This window comes from Streptomyces sp. NPDC002580, from assembly GCF_042889485.1.
GTDB lineage: Bacteria > Actinomycetota > Actinomycetes > Streptomycetales > Streptomycetaceae > Streptomyces.
The window spans coordinates 1-14502 of sequence record NZ_JBIAQZ010000010.1; the positions used below are offsets into that span (position 1 = coordinate 1).

The 14502-nt window shown below is 72.4% G+C and carries 13 protein-coding genes; 6 read left to right on the top strand and 7 right to left on the bottom strand.

Features of this window, described 5'->3' with window-relative positions; all coding sequences use genetic code 11:
* Window positions 1-2: 2 nt before the first annotated feature.
* Window positions 3-1388, top strand: a complete 1386-nt coding sequence (locus ACFYW7_RS28075) for an MFS transporter (protein ID WP_389507258.1) — start codon at window positions 3-5, stop codon at window positions 1386-1388.
* A gap of 45 nt (window positions 1389-1433) precedes the next feature.
* Here ACFYW7_RS28075 and ACFYW7_RS28080 read toward each other — a convergent pair whose 3' ends face one another.
* The 4 genes from ACFYW7_RS28080 to lnt all read right to left on the bottom strand — a co-directional run bounded on the left by ACFYW7_RS28080 (window position 1434) and on the right by lnt (window position 6580).
* Entirely contained in the window at window positions 1434-3359 is a 1926-nt protein-coding gene (locus tag ACFYW7_RS28080; RefSeq protein ID WP_389507260.1) for a helix-turn-helix domain-containing protein, read from the bottom strand.
* Window positions 3360-3456: 97 nt separating this feature from the next.
* On the bottom strand, window positions 3457-4257 hold the full coding sequence (locus ACFYW7_RS28085) for a 3-hydroxybutyrate dehydrogenase (protein WP_389507262.1): 801 nt from the start codon (window positions 4255-4257) through the stop codon (window positions 3457-3459).
* A 9-nt stretch (window positions 4258-4266) separates the two neighbouring features.
* Window positions 4267-4791, bottom strand: coding sequence for an NUDIX domain-containing protein (locus ACFYW7_RS28090; protein WP_389507264.1), 525 nt, complete (start codon window positions 4789-4791; stop codon window positions 4267-4269).
* A gap of 175 nt (window positions 4792-4966) precedes the next feature.
* Window positions 4967-6580 carry an apolipoprotein N-acyltransferase gene (lnt, locus tag ACFYW7_RS28095; protein ID WP_389507266.1) on the bottom strand — a complete coding sequence of 538 codons (1614 nt, stop codon included), beginning with the start codon at window positions 6578-6580 and terminating at the stop codon, window positions 4967-4969.
* A 239-nt stretch (window positions 6581-6819) separates the two neighbouring features.
* Here lnt and ACFYW7_RS28100 point away from each other — a divergent pair, with 239 nt between their 5' ends.
* A complete protein-coding gene (locus ACFYW7_RS28100) occupies window positions 6820-7878 on the top strand; it encodes an O-antigen ligase family protein (protein WP_389507268.1) in 1059 nt (352 codons plus the stop codon).
* Window positions 7879-7897: 19 nt separating this feature from the next.
* Here ACFYW7_RS28100 and ACFYW7_RS28105 read toward each other — a convergent pair whose 3' ends face one another.
* The gene (locus ACFYW7_RS28105) at window positions 7898-8443 is read right to left on the bottom strand and encodes a hypothetical protein (RefSeq protein ID WP_389507270.1); all 546 of its coding nucleotides are present in this window, start codon (window positions 8441-8443) and stop codon (window positions 7898-7900) included.
* Between the two features lie 207 nt (window positions 8444-8650).
* The gene (locus ACFYW7_RS28110; protein ID WP_389507272.1) at window positions 8651-9436 is read right to left on the bottom strand and encodes a glutamate racemase; all 786 of its coding nucleotides are present in this window, start codon (window positions 9434-9436) and stop codon (window positions 8651-8653) included.
* A 16-nt stretch (window positions 9437-9452) separates the two neighbouring features.
* Between ACFYW7_RS28110 and ACFYW7_RS28115 the strand changes: the two genes are divergently transcribed.
* Window positions 9453-10670: a glycosyltransferase gene (locus ACFYW7_RS28115; protein WP_389507274.1), complete on the top strand. Its 1218-nt coding sequence runs from the start codon at window positions 9453-9455 to the stop codon at window positions 10668-10670.
* An 18-nt stretch (window positions 10671-10688) separates the two neighbouring features.
* Here ACFYW7_RS28115 and ACFYW7_RS28120 read toward each other — a convergent pair whose 3' ends face one another.
* On the bottom strand, window positions 10689-11993 hold the full coding sequence (locus ACFYW7_RS28120; protein ID WP_389507961.1) for a TerD family protein: 1305 nt from the start codon (window positions 11991-11993) through the stop codon (window positions 10689-10691).
* A 299-nt stretch (window positions 11994-12292) separates the two neighbouring features.
* On the opposite strand from ACFYW7_RS28120, the gene ACFYW7_RS28125 reads away from it, so the two are divergent.
* From ACFYW7_RS28125 to ACFYW7_RS28135, 3 genes are all read left to right on the top strand, one after another.
* Window positions 12293-12712 (top strand): DUF6643 family protein, encoded by a 420-nt coding sequence (locus ACFYW7_RS28125; protein ID WP_389507276.1) that lies wholly within the window; start codon window positions 12293-12295, stop codon window positions 12710-12712.
* Between the two features lie 45 nt (window positions 12713-12757).
* On the top strand, window positions 12758-13582 hold the full coding sequence (locus tag ACFYW7_RS28130) for an MOSC domain-containing protein (protein WP_389507278.1): 825 nt from the start codon (window positions 12758-12760) through the stop codon (window positions 13580-13582).
* A 228-nt stretch (window positions 13583-13810) separates the two neighbouring features.
* On the top strand, window positions 13811-14416 hold the full coding sequence (locus ACFYW7_RS28135) for a hypothetical protein (protein ID WP_389507280.1): 606 nt from the start codon (window positions 13811-13813) through the stop codon (window positions 14414-14416).
* Window positions 14417-14502: the final 86 nt, after the last annotated feature.

Genomic DNA, 14502 nt, shown 5'->3' on the forward strand with positions numbered 1-14502 from the left:
ACATGGCCTCCCCAGCAACGGCTCCCCCGGCACCCGCGCACCTGCGGCGCATCGTCGCCGCCAGTCTCATCGGCACCACCATCGAGTGGTACGACTTCTTCCTCTACGGTTCGGCTGCCGCCCTGGTCTTCAACAAGCTGTTCTTCCCCGGCTCCGACCCGCTCGTCGGCACGCTCCTGTCCTTCCTCACCTACGCCGTCGGGTTCGCGGCCCGGCCCCTGGGAGCGCTCGTCTTCGGGCACTACGGCGACCGGCTCGGCCGCAAGAAACTGCTGGTGCTGAGCCTGCTGTTGATGGGCGGGGCGACCTTCGCGATCGGTCTGCTGCCCACCCACGCGACCGTCGGCTCGGCGGCCCCCGTACTGCTGACCTCGCTGCGCCTGGTGCAGGGATTCGCGCTGGGCGGCGAATGGGGCGGCGCCGTCCTGCTGGTGTCCGAGCACGGCGACGCCAAGCGACGGGGATTCTGGGCCTCGTGGCCGCAGACCGGCGCGCCCGCCGGCCAACTCCTGGCGACCGGCGTCCTGTCGTTGCTCACCGCCACCCTGTCGGACGACGCCTTCACCTCCTGGGGCTGGCGCGTCCCGTTCCTGCTCTCCGGCGTCCTGGTCGTCGTCGGTTTGTGGATACGTCTGTCTGTCGACGAATCGCCCGTGTTCAAGCAGGCGCTGGCCCGGGCGGAGGCCCGCCGGACGGCCGGGACGGACAAGCCGGAGAAGCTTCCGCTGGTCTCCGTCCTGACCCACCACTGGCGTGACGTGCTCGTCGCGATGGGCGCGCGCATGGCCGAGAACATCAGCTACTACGTGATCACCGCCTTCATCCTCGTCTACGCCACCACCTCCGCCGGCGTCTCCAAGCAGACCGCGCTCAACGCCGTCCTCATCGCCTCGGCCGTGCACTTCGCCGTCATCCCCGCCTGGGGCGCCCTCTCCGACCGCGTGGGCCGCCGTCCGGTCTACCTGCTCGGCGCCGCGGGCGTCGGCCTCTGGATGTTCCCGTTCTTCTCCCTGATCGACACCGGCGGCTTCGGGAACCTGGTCCTCGCCGTCACCGTCGGCCTGGTCCTGCACGGCGCCATGTACGCACCCCAGGCGGCCTTCTTCTCCGAGATGTTCGCGACCCGGATGCGCTACTCGGGTGCCTCGATCGGCGCCCAGTTCGCCTCCGTCGCGGCGGGCGCTCCCGCGCCGCTCATCGCGACGGCGCTGCTCTCCTCCTACGGCAGCTCGACTCCCATCTCCCTGTACGTGATCGGGGCGGTCGTCCTGACCCTGATCGCCGTGGGCTTCGCGAAGGAGACCCGCGAACGGGACCTGTCCGATGTCGAGGCCACGACCGACGAGCGGCCCGCTGCCGCTGCGCCGGTCGACGCCCGTTCCCGCTGAGCGACCGCACCTTCCGGTCCCCGCACGCGTTGCCGCGTGCGGGGATCAGCGCTGTCCGTCCGACGACAACCGGTGCAGTCTCAGAGCGAGTTGGATCTCCAGCGCGCGAGCCGGACTCTGCCAGTCGTCGCCCAGCAGGCGGCCCACCCGCTCCAGTCGCTGCGCGACGGTGTTCACGTGCACGTGCAGGGCGTCCTTCGTGCGCGCCGGGCTCATACCGCTCGCGAAGTAGGCGTCGAGGGTGTGCAGCAGTTCGGTCCCGCGCCGTTCGTCGTAGGTGACGACTCCGCCGATCGTGCGGTCGACGAACCCGGAGATGTCCCGGTCCCCCGCGAGCAGCAGTCCCAGGAACCCGAAGTCCTCGGCGGCCGCGCCGTCGCCGGTCCGGCCGAGCAGGCGCAGCGCCTCCAGGCAGCGCCGCCCCTCCCCGTACGCCCGCACCACCTCCTCGGGGCGGGCCGCCAGCCGGTCGACGGGCGAGGAGGCACCGACGCTGACGTCCTCGTGGACGGCGGTGCCGAGTTGCCTGGCCGTCCGGCGGGCCAGCGCCGTCGCCGTGTCGCCGGGGCCGAGCGGGAGCAGCAGGACGGTGCCGCCGTCGCGGGCGACCGCCAGTCCGTGGCGGGTGGTGGCGAGATGCGACGCGGCCGACCACAAGCGTCGGCGCGCGCCCGCCGCCTCGTCGGTTTCCCCGGCCGTCGTGTCGAGTCGGGCCGCCAACACCACATGCGGGCCGTCGAGGTCGGCGTGCAGTCGGGCCGCCCGCTCGCGCAGCAGCGTCGGATCGCGGTCCCGGGCGTCGAGCAGATCGTCCAACAGCTCGCCGCGCACCCGCTGTTCGGCCTCGGAGGCCGATCGTCTGGCGAGCAGGAGCAACGACGTGACCATGGCGGCGCGTTCCAGGGTGCGCTGGTCGACGGGATCGAGGCCCGGATGCCCGCGCAGCACCAGCGCGCCGAGCAGTTCACCCCCGGCCGCCACCGCGGTGACCCAGTCGTCCCCGTGCCGTACCGCGTGGCCGTCGGCACGGGCCGCCTCCACGGCGATGGCCGGTGTGGCCTCGGGTTCCGTGAACTCGACCGTTCCGTCGAGGACTTCGGACACGGCGGCGGCCACGTCCTGGACGCCGCCGCCGTGCAGCACCAGTTCGGCGAGGCGGTCGTGGACGTCCGAGGCCCGCTCGATCACTCCGCTGCGGTCCCGGATGATCTCGTTGGCGCGGCCCAGGCGGTCGAGGGCGGACCGGGTCTCCGCCAGTGAGTTCGCCGTGTCGATGGCCGCCGCGGCCAGGGCCGCGAAGGAGCCGAGCAACGCGATCTGTTCCCGCTCGAAGACCCGCGCCCTGCGGTCCGCCGCGAACAGCACGCCGATGACCTGGGGCCCGATCATCAACGGCACGCCGAGAATCGCGACGAGTCCCTCGTCATGGACGCCCGCGTCGATGGTCCGGGTGTGCTGGAAACGCTCGTCCTTGAAGTAGTCGTCGGTGACGTACGGACGGGCGGTCTGCGCGACGAGGCCGCCCAGCCCCTCGCCCATGCCCAGGCGCAGTTGCTGGAAGCGCGCCGCGACCGAGCCTTCGGTGACCCGCATGTACGTGTCGCCCCTGGCCGCGTCGTGCAGGCTGAGGTACGCGACGTCCGTGCTCAGCAGGGACCGGGCCCGCTGCACGATCGCCCGCAGCACGGCGTCGAGGTCGCGCAGTCCCGCGAGGTCGTGCGCGGTCTCGAAGAGCGCGGAGAGCTCGGCCTCACGGCGGCGCCGGCCCTCTATCTCCGTGCGCACGCGCAGGGCGAGCAGTTTGGCCTGTTCGAGCGCGGCGACGCGCCCGTCGGGCAGGCCCTCGGCGCGGGCGAGCAGCACCGGCCGCTCGTACGCCTCGGCGGTCGCTCCTCTGGCCAGGAGTTCCAGGAACGGCGCTTCCACGCTGTCGGTGGAGCGGTCGGCTGATGGCAGGTGATCGCGGGACATGGCAACAGGATCGCGCATCCGCGGTGCGGCGCCGCGGCCCTGTGGACAACTCACGACGGGCCCGACGCGACGGGAGGCGAGCGGGGCGGGCCCCGGCTCAGTGCGCGGTCCAGCCCCCGTCCAGCAGCAGTGACGTTCCGGTCATGAAGGCCGCGTGCGGACCGCAGAGGTAGGCCACCGCCTCGGCCACCTCCTCGGGCTCGACGAGCCGCTTGACCGCGCTGTCCCGCAGCAGGACCTCGGTGAGGACCCGCTCCCGCGGGATCCCGTGCGACCGGGCCTGGCCGGCCAGTTGTCCCTCGACCAGCGCGGTGCGCACATAGCCGGGGTTCACGCAGTTCGAGGTGACACCGTGCGGCGCGCCCTCGAGGGCCGCCGTCTTCGAGAGACCCTCCAGACCGTGTTTCGCGGCGACGTAGGCCGACTTGAAGGGCGAGGCCCGCAGCCCGTGGACGGAGGAGATGTTGACGACCCGGCCCCAGCCCTGCCCGTACATGTGGGGCAGGGCGCCGCGGATCAACCGGAACGGCGCCTCCAGCATCACGGCCAGCACCGTGCGGAAGACGTCGGGCGGGAAGTCCTCGATGGGGCTCACCAACTGCAGCCCGGCGTTGTTCACGAGGACGTCGGTGCCCGCGGCGGCCCGCTCCGCCGCGTCGAGGTCGGTGAGGTCGAGGACGTGCGGCTCGACGGTCCCGGCGAGGCCGTACGCCTCCCCGGCCAGGGTGTCCAGGCCCCCGGCGTCCCGGTCGACCGCTCTCACCTCGGCTCCGGCGGCGGCGAGCCGCAGCGCGCAGGCGCGGCCGATGCCGCCGGCGGCGCCGGTGACGAGGGCGGTGCGGCCGGCGAGGTCGAGTGCGGGAGCTTGGGGGCCCCGGAGGGCGCTGAGCGCGGTCATGCCTCGACCCTAGGCAGCACCCACGCCCCGACCGATGTGGTCAGCGCACACACTTCGCCCCGCTGTCATGGGCTCGAACCATGTGGGTTCGTCAAGCAGTGCCTGCTTGATCCGGAAGAGGGCGTGCTCGCTCATCTCCGGCAGCGCGTCCACGTCGAACCAGCCCACCTGGAGCGACTCGTCGTCGTTGACCCGGGCCTCGCCGCCGACGGCACGGCACCGGAGCGTCGTGTCCATGAACTGGCAGACGTCCCCGTTGGCGAAGGTCACCTGCCCCCCGGCCCGGACCAGGACGACGCGCTCGACCTCGATGTGCACGGCGGTCTCCTCGTACACCTCGCGCACCGCGCAGGCCGCCGGTTGCTCGCCCGGTTCCGGAATGCCGGAGATGAGAGCCCACTCGTGGTTGTCCGAACGCTGTCCGAGCAGAATCCTGCCCTCGTCGTCGAAGACCACGGCGCTCACACCGGGGAGCCAGAGGAGCTGGTGGCCCGCTGCGGCACGGATCGCCTGGATGAATTCGGGGGTAGCCATTCCCCGACCCTAGCCGCGGGATCCGGCCGCCCCGACGCGGCCCCGGGGCGACGTCCGACCGCGTACTGGGCGTACTCGGGCGAACCCGGCGACGCGGCGTGGGGCACCTCCTGCTCGCAGAGCTCGGGGGAGCGCGCAGGGCGTCGCAGGGCAGGCGGGAACGTGACGACAGGGCCTAGGCGTCGGTGTTCCGCCGCGTCCGCACGGCGGTCGTCACGGCCCAGCCGAGGCCGCCCGCCGCGACCAGCACGAGGATGATCTCCGGGATGACGCCGAGCCTGGTCGCCGGGGTCTCGGAGGAGCGCAGCGGCACCTTCTGGACCAGCGAGTCCGCGACGAACATCCCGGTCTTCTGGGTGATCCTTCCGTCCGGCATGATCACGGCGCTGACACCGCTCGTGACGGGCACGGTGACGGTGCGGCTGTGCTCGACGGCCCGGACGCGCGACATGGCGAGCTGCTGGTAGGTCATCTCGCTGCGGTCGAAGGTCGCGTTGTTGCTGGGCACCGAGATGATCTGCGCGCCATCGGTGACGGTGCTGCGCACGGCCCAGTCGAACGCGGCCTCGTAGCACGTGGCGAGGCCGACCTCGGTGCCGTTCATGGTGAAGACACCCGGCTGGGTGCCGCGGCTGAAGTCCTGGCGCACCATCGACGTCCAGTCCCCGTTGATGGCCCCGAGCAGCGAGCGCAGCGGGAGGTACTCGCCGAACGGCTGGACCTGCCTCTTGTCGTACGTGTCCACCGGGCCCTTCTCCGGGTCCCACAGGATCTGCTCGTTGAAGAGCTTGCCGTCGCGCTCGACGACTCCGCCGACCGAGACGGGGGCGCCGATGGCCTTGGCCGCCCCGCCGATCACGAAGCGCGCGTCGGCGTTGGCGAACGGGTCGATGTCCGAGGAGTTCTCCGGCCACAGCACCAGGTCGGGCTGGGCGACCTTGCCCGCCTTGACCTCGGCGGCCAGTCGCTCGGTCTCCTTCACGTGGTGGTCGAGTACGGCACGGCGCTGGGCGTTGAAGTCGAGTCCCGCACGCGGGACGTTGCCCTGGATGAGCGCGACGGTCGCGGTGCCTTCCTCGGCCTTGTCGCTGACCAGGGTCCGCGAGGCCAGCGCACCCGCGACCGGGACACCGACGGCGAGCAGCGCCACCGCGGCCGCGCCCCGGCGGAGGACACCGGTACCGCGCGCCTCGACGGCCAGCCGGACGATCTCGTAGAGACCGAAGCCGCACAGCACGACCGCGAAGCCGAGCACCGGAGTGCCTCCGAGCGCGGCGAGCGGCAGGAAGACGCCGTCTGCCTGTCCGAACGCGATCTTCCCCCAGGGGAAGCCCCCGAAGGGCGTGCGCGCGCGTGCCGCCTCTCCCGCGATCCAGATCGCCGCCGCCCAGAGCGGCCACCCGGGCAGTCGGGAGACGACCGTGACGCCCGCGCCGACGAGCGCGACGCAGAGTGCCTCCACCGCGACGAGCGCGAGCCAGGGTCCCGGACCGACCTCGACGCCGGTCCACACCAGCAGCGGCAGCAGGAACCCGAGGCCGAAGAGATAGCCGAGGCCGAGACCCGCCTTCCAGGTGCGACCGCGCAGGGTCCAGCCGAAGACCGCGAAGGCGGGCAGCGCCAGCCACCACAAGGTCCGTGGCGGGAAACTGATGTACAGCAGCACTCCGGAGAGCGCCGCGGCGGCGGCCGGAACGAGGCGACGTACCAGGGCTGACCAGCGCGGAGCCGGCCTGGCCTGGGGTTCGAGCTGTTCCGGCTCGTCTACGGTTGTTGCGGTGGCGGTCACTCGGGGAGTGTACGGCGCCTGACCTGGGCGCCGACAGGTCGGCCCGGGCCGTCCCGGTGGCTGGACCACCCCTCGGCCGCCGTTCTCCGTACGCGCGTGCCGCAACGTTCCTGCACAAGCTGTCCCCAAACCGGCGCATCTCCCGTTACCGTGTGCCCGAGCCTCTGACGTGCGGCCTGATGCGGTGACGGCGCCCGGGGTCCGGCGAAGTCGGGGGCGACGGGGTGGGTTGTACGGGGATGGTGTCCACGGTCGACACGGCGGCCACGGGCGAGAGACGCAGCGCCGCGGATGCCGTGGGCGTGATCGTGCTCACGGCCTGCGCCGCCTGGTCGCTGATCACGGCGGCCGCGCACGACGGCAGGCCCGAGGGCATGCTGCTGGCGGCGCTCGCCGTGGCGGCGGGCTACGCCTCGGGCCGGATCCTCGGAACACTCCTGCCGGTGGCCGCCCCCTGTGCCGGCGCGCTGGCCGGACTCGGCCTCGCGATCGCCACACCCGGCCCGCAGATCAGCCTGCAGCTCGGCCACACCGGCGCCACCGCCGCCCTCCTGACCCTCTCCTCCGGCGCCGCGTGCGTCGCGGCCTGGGCCGCCCGCCCACCCGCGCTGCGGCTCGCGCTGCACCTGCTGGCCGCCGGGATCGCCGTGACGGCCGCGTTCCTGGGGTCGACCACCGGGTTCGTGACCTGTGTGGGGGTCCTGCTGTGTTCGCTCGCCGCCGCCCGCGTGCGACGCCGCGCCCTCGGCCTCACCTGTCTCGCGTCCGCCGCGCTGCTGGTGACCGGGGCGACCTGGGCGATCGCCGAGGACGCGCTGCCGGGCGGGCTGACCGCTTCGCTGGAGGGCCAGCTGACCGAGCACCGGATGCTGTTGTGGCACGACGCCCTGCGGATGGCGGGCACCCATCCGGCTCTGGGTGTCGGCCCCGGACGCTACGGGGACCTCAGTCCGACGGTGGCCCAGTCGGTGCTGCCCGACGGCAAGCCCCATTCCGCGCCGCTTCAGCAGGCCGCCGAGCAGGGTCTGACGGGGGTGGCCCTGCTCGCGGCGGCGTTCTGCTGGGTCCTGTACGCGCTGTCGCGCTCACCGCGTTCCACGCCGATCGTGCTCACGGCGGGCGCGGCCCTGACGGCGTTGGCCGCGATCGCCTCGATCGGCAACGCGCTGAGCTTCATGACGGTGACCGCGGGCGCGGGGCTGCTGGCGGGGCTGGCGACCGCACGCCCCTTCGCCACGGGCGATCCGCACGAGGTCCCGGCGGCGCCCCGGCTCCGCGACGGTCACCCGGAGTCGTGAGCGACGGCCGGGACGGAGGTCAGCGCACCACGCCGGACGCCTTCGGGTCCAGGTGACCGCGGATGACCCGTACCGCCGCCTCGGCGTTGTCCACGGTGATGGTGAACGTATGGCCGTCGCCCAGCCGCAGCACCATGCCCTCGCCTCGCCGGACGATGACGGCGGTGCCCTGCTCGGGCCGCCAGCGGTACCCCCAGCCGCCCCACTGACGCGGAGTGACCTGGGGTGCGAAATCGGCTCCGACGACCGTCGAGAGGGGAATGCGGCGGCGGGGCAGTCCCATGTGACCGCAGCGCACCTCGAGACACTCCTCGTCCACCCGCACGGCGACGTTCACGAACGCGAGCGTGCCGAAGAGGATGAGCAGTCCGGCCGCGATGCAGCCGACGACGGACATGATCAGCGGAGCCGTTCCCGACGTCCAGCCGGAGTCGACGGCCAGCTCGATGCCGAGAGCCATACAGGCCAGGCCGCCTATGGCGGGAAGCAGTTGAACCCGGTTCCGCGCGCGCCCGGTCCAGAGATCCGGGCGCGGGGCGGTTTCGCCGTGGGGGTGGTCCCTCATGCTCATGAGACTACTCAGGTTCCGCTGTGCGGGCACCGGGTCGCGGAGCGTCACTCCGCCGGGTGGAGGAGCATTCCCCGCGGGCGCCGGGACCGTGAGCGCCATGACAGACGGCGGGTGTCCGCTCGGTGACCACCGGTGTCCGCGGGCGGACGTCCGTGATGCCGGGCGGGGTGGGGCCAGCCAAGAGCGTACGGCGGCGGTCGTTCAGCGCGCGGGGCTGACGGCCGACAGGATGCGGCCTTCCTCATAGGTGAGGGCGGGATCGGGCAGTGTTCCCTCGAGCCCGCCCAGCAGCACGGTGACCTTGGAGTCGGCGGGGGCCCCCGGCTCCGGACGCTCCCCGATCCGGCGCAGCGCCTGAGCGGCGACGGCCTCGGCCGATCCGTGCAGGACGATCGCCGGGCCGCCGGGGCGCTGCACGGCCGCGCGAATGCGTTCGGCGACCAGCTCGTAATGGGTGCAGCCCAGGACGACGGCCCTTACGTCTTCGGGGGTGCGGGCCGCGGCGGCGGCGATCGCGGCGTCGATGGCCGCCTGGTCCGCGTGCTCCACGGCGTCCGCGAGCCCGGGGCAGGCCACCTCGGTGACCTCCACTCCGCCGGCGAATTCCTCGATGAGTCCCCGCTGGTAGGGGCTTCCAGTCGTGGCGGGTGTGGCCCAGATCGCGACCGGTCCGCCGCCCGCGGCGGCCGGCTTGATCGCCGGGACGGTGCCGATGACGGGCACCTGCGGCTCCAGGCGGGCCCGCAGGGCGGGCAGGGCGCGTACGGAGGCGGTGTTGCAGGCCACGATCAGGGCGGCGGGCCCGTGCAGTGCGGCGGCTTCGGCGACGGCGAGGGCGCGCGCCGTGACGTCCTCGGGCGTACGCGGCCCCCACGGCATGCTGCCGGGGTCGGAGGAGAGGACGAGATCGGCGTCGGGCCGCAGTCGGCGTACCACGGCGGCGGCGGCGAGCAGTCCGATTCCGGAGTCCATGAGCGCGATCTTCACCCGATCACCTTAGACGATGCCTCTCGGCCGACGACCGTGGTGGGGCAGACTTCGGCAGGTGAGCGCCCTCGTGTGGATCGCTGTCGTATCGCTGGCCGCCTGGCTGTGGCTGCTGCTCGGCCAGGGCTTTTTCTGGCGTACGGACGTGCGGCTGCCCGTGCGTCACGAACCTGCGGAGTGGCCTTCGGTCGGCGTCGTCGTACCGGCTCGGGACGAGGCCGCCGTCCTTCCGGAGAGCCTGCCCTCGCTCCTCGCCCAGGACTATCCGGGGCGGGCCGAGATCTTCCTCGTCGACGACGGCAGTTCGGACGGCACCGGGGAACTGGCCCGCGAGCTGGCGCGGCTGCACGGCGGGCTGCCGCTCACCGTCGGCTCACCGGGAGAACCTCCGGCGGGCTGGACGGGCAAGCTGTGGGCCGTGCGCCACGGCATCGGCCTCACCCGCGCGCAGGATCCCGAGTACCTGCTGCTGACCGACGCCGACATCGCGCACGCGCCGGACAGCCTGCGGGAACTGGTGGCGGCGGCCCGCACGGGTGATTTCGACCTCGTCTCGCTGATGGCACGGCTGCGGGTCGAGAGCCGGTGGGAGCGGCTCGTCGTGCCGGCGTTCGTCTACTTCTTCGCGCAGCTCTACCCCTTCCGCCGGATCGCGGTGCCGGGCTCACGGACGGCGGCCGCCGCGGGGGGCTGTGTCCTGCTGCGCGCGGACACCGCCGAGCGGGCGCGGATCCCCGACGCGATCCGGCACGCCGTCATCGACGACGTGGCGCTCGCCCGTGCGGTCAAGCGGACCGGTGGCCGCGTCTGGCTCGGTCTGGCCGAGCGGGTCGACAGCGTGCGCCCGTATCCCCGGCTCCACGATCTGTGGAGCATGGTCGCGCGCAGCGCGTACGCCCAGCTGCGGCACAGCCCGGTGCTGCTCGCCGGAACGGTCACCGGGCTCGTGGTCGTGTACCTGGTGCCGCCGGTCGCCCTCCTGGCCGGCCTCGCCACGGGAAGTACGGGAGCGGCGGCGGCCGGAGGGCTCGCGTGGCTGGTGATGGCGGCGACGTACGCGCCGATGCTCCGCTACTACCGGCAGCCCCTGTGGCTCGCCCCCCTCCTGCCGGTGACGGCGTTCCTCTATCTCCTCATGACGGTCGACTCCGCGGTGCAGCACTACCGGGGGCGCGGTGCGTCCTGGAAGGGCCGCACCTACGCGCGCCCGGACACCGCTCTCGACGAGAACTGAGGGACGGGAGCGCGGCGGTCACTTCCTGCCGGGTGTCCAGTTCATGCCCCAGCCATAGGCGTAGTCGACCGTGCGCTGCGGACTCACTCCGCGCTCGGGGATCAGGTAGCGGGCCTCGCGCTGGACCATGAGGTCGCCGCCGTTGCCGGTGATGAGGGCGAGTGCGCAGACCGTCGAGGGAACCGTGCACTCGTCGAGCGAGAAGTCGATCGGCGCGCCGTTCAACGGCTGGAGGGTGACCGTGGCGTGCAGGTCGGCGAAGGAACGCGCGCCTTCGTAGATGGTCACGAAGATGAGAACGCGCCGGAAGCTCTGCTTGTGGTCCAGGTTGATGGTGAGGTTCTCGCCGGAGGCCGAGGCTCCGGTGCGGTCGTCCCCGTCGAGGTGGATGAACGGCGGCTGGTGCAGCGCCCCGAAGGCGTTGCCGAGCGCCTGGACGACTCCCTTGCGGCCGTCGGACAGCTCGTACAGCGCGCACAGGTCGAGGTCGAGGTCGGCGTGCATGGCGACGGCCCGGCCGCGCTTGCTGCCCCATCCCTTGAACTGTTTGCGCACCTCCCAGTTCAGGTTCACGCGCATCGCGCCGGAGGTGCCGCCCTGTTTGCTGAGCGAGACGGAGGGCGCCTCCTTGGTGAGCGTCACCTTGGTCAGCCGGACCGGCTGCGGCGGTGCGGCGGGCGGAAGCGGAGCCACGGGAGGAGCGACCGGCGGCATGGTGACCGGCGGAGCCACGGGCGGTGGCGGCCCCTGCACGAGCGTGGCGGGTCCCTGGGGGGCGGGAGCGGCCGGGGTCGCCGCTCCCTGCGGCTCGTCCACCGTGATTCCGTAGTCGGTGGCCAGCCCTTCGAGACCGCTTCCGTAGCCCTGCCCGACGGCCCGGAACTTCCAGGAACCCTGACGCCGGTAGAACTCGCCCAGCACGAAGGCGGTCTCCACGGTCGCGTCGGCGCTGTCGAACCGGGCGATCTCCGTACCGCTTCCCGGGTCGAGCACACGTATGTACAGACCGGGGACGCGTCCGAAGGAGCCGCCGTCCGAGGAGGCGGCCAGGACGACGGTCTCGATCACGGGCTCCACGCGCGCGAGGTCGACGAGCAGCGCGTCGCCCACCTGGCCGCCTTCGTTCCGCTTCCCCTCGTGCCGTACGGCGCCCGAGGAGTGCGCCGGCTGGTTGTAGAAGACGAAGTCGGCGTCCGAACGGACCTTCCCCGACACCAGCAGCAGGGCGGAGGCGTCCACGTCGGGGACCCCCGGTCCTGAACGCCACCCCAATTCCACCCGCAGCGCGGTCGTCGGGACAGGAACATTCGATCCCTTAGGCATTGACATGTACGCCCCCATCGCGTGTCTTCGTACCGATGCGCGGTCCGAGCGGACCGCCTGCTCCGTTCTTCGCCAAACCTAATCCCCCGGCCCATCGAACTCCCATGACTCTCACCGGAAGATCCTGGTCAACCGCCGGTAACCCGTCCGCAGCTCGGCCTTTACACGATCTCAACCATCTTCGACGTCCCTTTTTGCCGAGTTCGCTCGTATTGAGGATCCCGCGTCACCCCCGACACGGAAAACAACCCTCTTATCGGTCTCCCCAACCAGCACATCGTGGGCTTAACTTATGTGCCATGACCTCCCCCCGCTCCACCTATGGCGGCGGTTACTACTCCGCCTTCCAGGACACCCCGATCTACGACTCCCTCGTCGCCGAACGGGGTACACCGCAGATCGCTCCGATCCGGGTCCCTTCCGCCTACGACTCGGGCAGCAACCTCCCCGCCCTGCCGTCCGCGCTCCCCGCGCTGCCGGCCGGCCCTTCCTCCTACGGCTACCAGCAGGCCCAGCAGCCCTCGCCGCTGCAACAGGCCCCCGCGCCGTACATCCCGCAGCAGGCCGCCGCGCCTCGGGGCTATCCCGGCCCCCAGCCGCAGCAGCCCCGCCCCATGTCGAGCGGCACGGGCTTCGAGGCGATGCGCCCCGCGGCGCCCCGCCCCGCCCCGGCTCCCTACCAGGACCCCTACAACGGGCAGCAGTACCGCGGGTACTGACCCCTTCGAACCGGATTGTCGGTGCTTCCTGGCACCATGGCGGTCATGGGGAACGCGCAGCTGCACTCGATCCACGTCCATCCGGTCAAGGCGTTCAGGGGTCACTCACCCCGGGAGGCCGAGGTCGAGCCCTGGGGGCTGGCCGGAGACCGACGCTGGGTCCTGATCGACGACGGGGGAAAGGTCGTCACGCAACGCGAGCAGCCGCGTCTGGCGCTGGCCGCCGCCGGGACACTCCCCGGTGGCGGCCTTCGTCTGTCCGCCGAGGGCCACGAGCCGGTGACCGTCCCCGTGCCCGAGCCCATCGGCACGGCGATCGTGGAGATCTTCGGCGACAAGGTGGAAGCGGTCCTCGCCGGACCGGCCGCGCACCGCTGGTGCAGCGCGTACCTGGGCGCCGATGTGCGCCTCGTCCACATGGACGACCCCGCCACGCGCCGACCGGTCGACCCGGACTTCGCCCTGCCGGGCGAGACGGTCAGCTTCGCCGACGGCTATCCCCTGCTCGTCACCACACTCGGCTCACTGGACGCGCTCAACGCCCTGATCGCCGAGGGCGACCGCGCCGACGAGGGGCCCCTGCCGATGAACCGCTTCCGGCCGAACGTCGTCGTCTCCGGCACCGACGCCTGGGCCGAGGACGGCTGGTCGCGGATCGCCATCGGAGAGGTCACCTTCCGGGTGGCCAAGATGTCGGGACGGTGCGTCGTCACCACGACCGACCAGGAAACCGCCGGGCGCGGCAAGGAGCCGCTGCGCACGCTGGCCCGCCACCGACGCTTCGCCGGCAAGCTGGTCTTCGGCCAGAACCTGGTGCCCGAGTCCCGCGGCACGCTACGCGTCGGCGACCCCGTCACGGTCCTCGCCTAGCCCGCGGGCGGGCTCCTCGACAACTCTCGTCGCACGGTCCCCGCGGAGGCCGCGCGCTCACATTCCGCCATGGTCCGGTCCGGGGGAACCCTCGCCCCCGGCAGGATCGTTGAGTCGGTGTGAGCTGTCCAGAAGGGCCCGGGGAGGGGGTTCGCCCTCCTCCGTCCGGCTCCTGGCGTGAACGGCTCCGCTGCGGGGTGCGACGGACGCGGAAGGGGGTGCGGGACGGTGCGCGCGATCATCGGGCTCTGGCGCTGGCGGCACAATCCACTGCGCCGTACGACGGATCTCGTGGAGGCCTGGCTCGCGCTGGCCGTTCTTCTGCTGGTCCTCGTCGCCGCGCCCCTCGTCGGAGCGGCCGTCGGGGTCTCGGCGCAGGACGCCCTCCAGCGGTCCGTACGGGATCAGCGCAAGTACCGGCACCAGGTGACGGCCACCGTCGTCAGGAAGCTGCACCGCGGCCCGTTGGCACCCGACCCCGAGACCCCCTCGTCCGAGGACACCCGAAGTCGCGTCCTGGCCGACTGGACGGCGCCGGACGGCACCCCGCGGCACGGCAGGGTGCTCGCCGCCCTCAAGTCCCCTCACCCGGGGGACCACTTCTCGATATGGACCGACCGGCACGGCCGCATGGTCGGCCGCCCCCTGGACAGCGCCACCGCGACCACCCACGCCGTTCTGGCCGGCTTCGGCGCGGCCGTTCTGTCGGCGGGACTCCTGGAGAGCGTCAGACGACTGATCGTGTGGCACCTGGTCCGCCGCCGTCACGCCCGTTGGGACCGGGCGTGGGACAAGGCGGGTCCCGACTGGGGCAAGGCAGGCACCGGCATCTGACGGCCTTCCGGCTCCGGTCAACCGGGCGCCCCCGCGCACGCTACGGTGGACCGGCCGAACTCTTCGGCACCGACGTGAGAGGCTGT

What these genes read in the sequence shown, in the direction of transcription:
- ACFYW7_RS28075 (WP_389507258.1), top strand. Translation starts at nt 3, where the DNA reads ATGGCCTCCCCAGCAACGGCTCCCCCGGCACCCGCGCACCTGCGGCGC.
- ACFYW7_RS28080 (WP_389507260.1), bottom strand. Translation starts at nt 3,359, where the DNA reads ATGTCCCGCGATCACCTGCCATCAGCCGACCGCTCCACCGACAGCGTG.
- ACFYW7_RS28085 (WP_389507262.1), bottom strand. Translation starts at nt 4,257, where the DNA reads ATGACCGCGCTCAGCGCCCTCCGGGGCCCCCAAGCTCCCGCACTCGAC.
- ACFYW7_RS28090 (WP_389507264.1), bottom strand. Translation starts at nt 4,791, where the DNA reads ATGGCTACCCCCGAATTCATCCAGGCGATCCGTGCCGCAGCGGGCCAC.
- ACFYW7_RS28100 (WP_389507268.1), top strand. Translation starts at nt 6,820, where the DNA reads ATGGTGTCCACGGTCGACACGGCGGCCACGGGCGAGAGACGCAGCGCC.
- ACFYW7_RS28105 (WP_389507270.1), bottom strand. Translation starts at nt 8,443, where the DNA reads ATGAGGGACCACCCCCACGGCGAAACCGCCCCGCGCCCGGATCTCTGG.
- ACFYW7_RS28115 (WP_389507274.1), top strand. Translation starts at nt 9,453, where the DNA reads ATGCCTCTCGGCCGACGACCGTGGTGGGGCAGACTTCGGCAGGTGAGC.
- ACFYW7_RS28120 (WP_389507961.1), bottom strand. Translation starts at nt 11,993, where the DNA reads ATGCCTAAGGGATCGAATGTTCCTGTCCCGACGACCGCGCTGCGGGTG.
- ACFYW7_RS28125 (WP_389507276.1), top strand. Translation starts at nt 12,293, where the DNA reads ATGACCTCCCCCCGCTCCACCTATGGCGGCGGTTACTACTCCGCCTTC.
- ACFYW7_RS28130 (WP_389507278.1), top strand. Translation starts at nt 12,758, where the DNA reads ATGGGGAACGCGCAGCTGCACTCGATCCACGTCCATCCGGTCAAGGCG.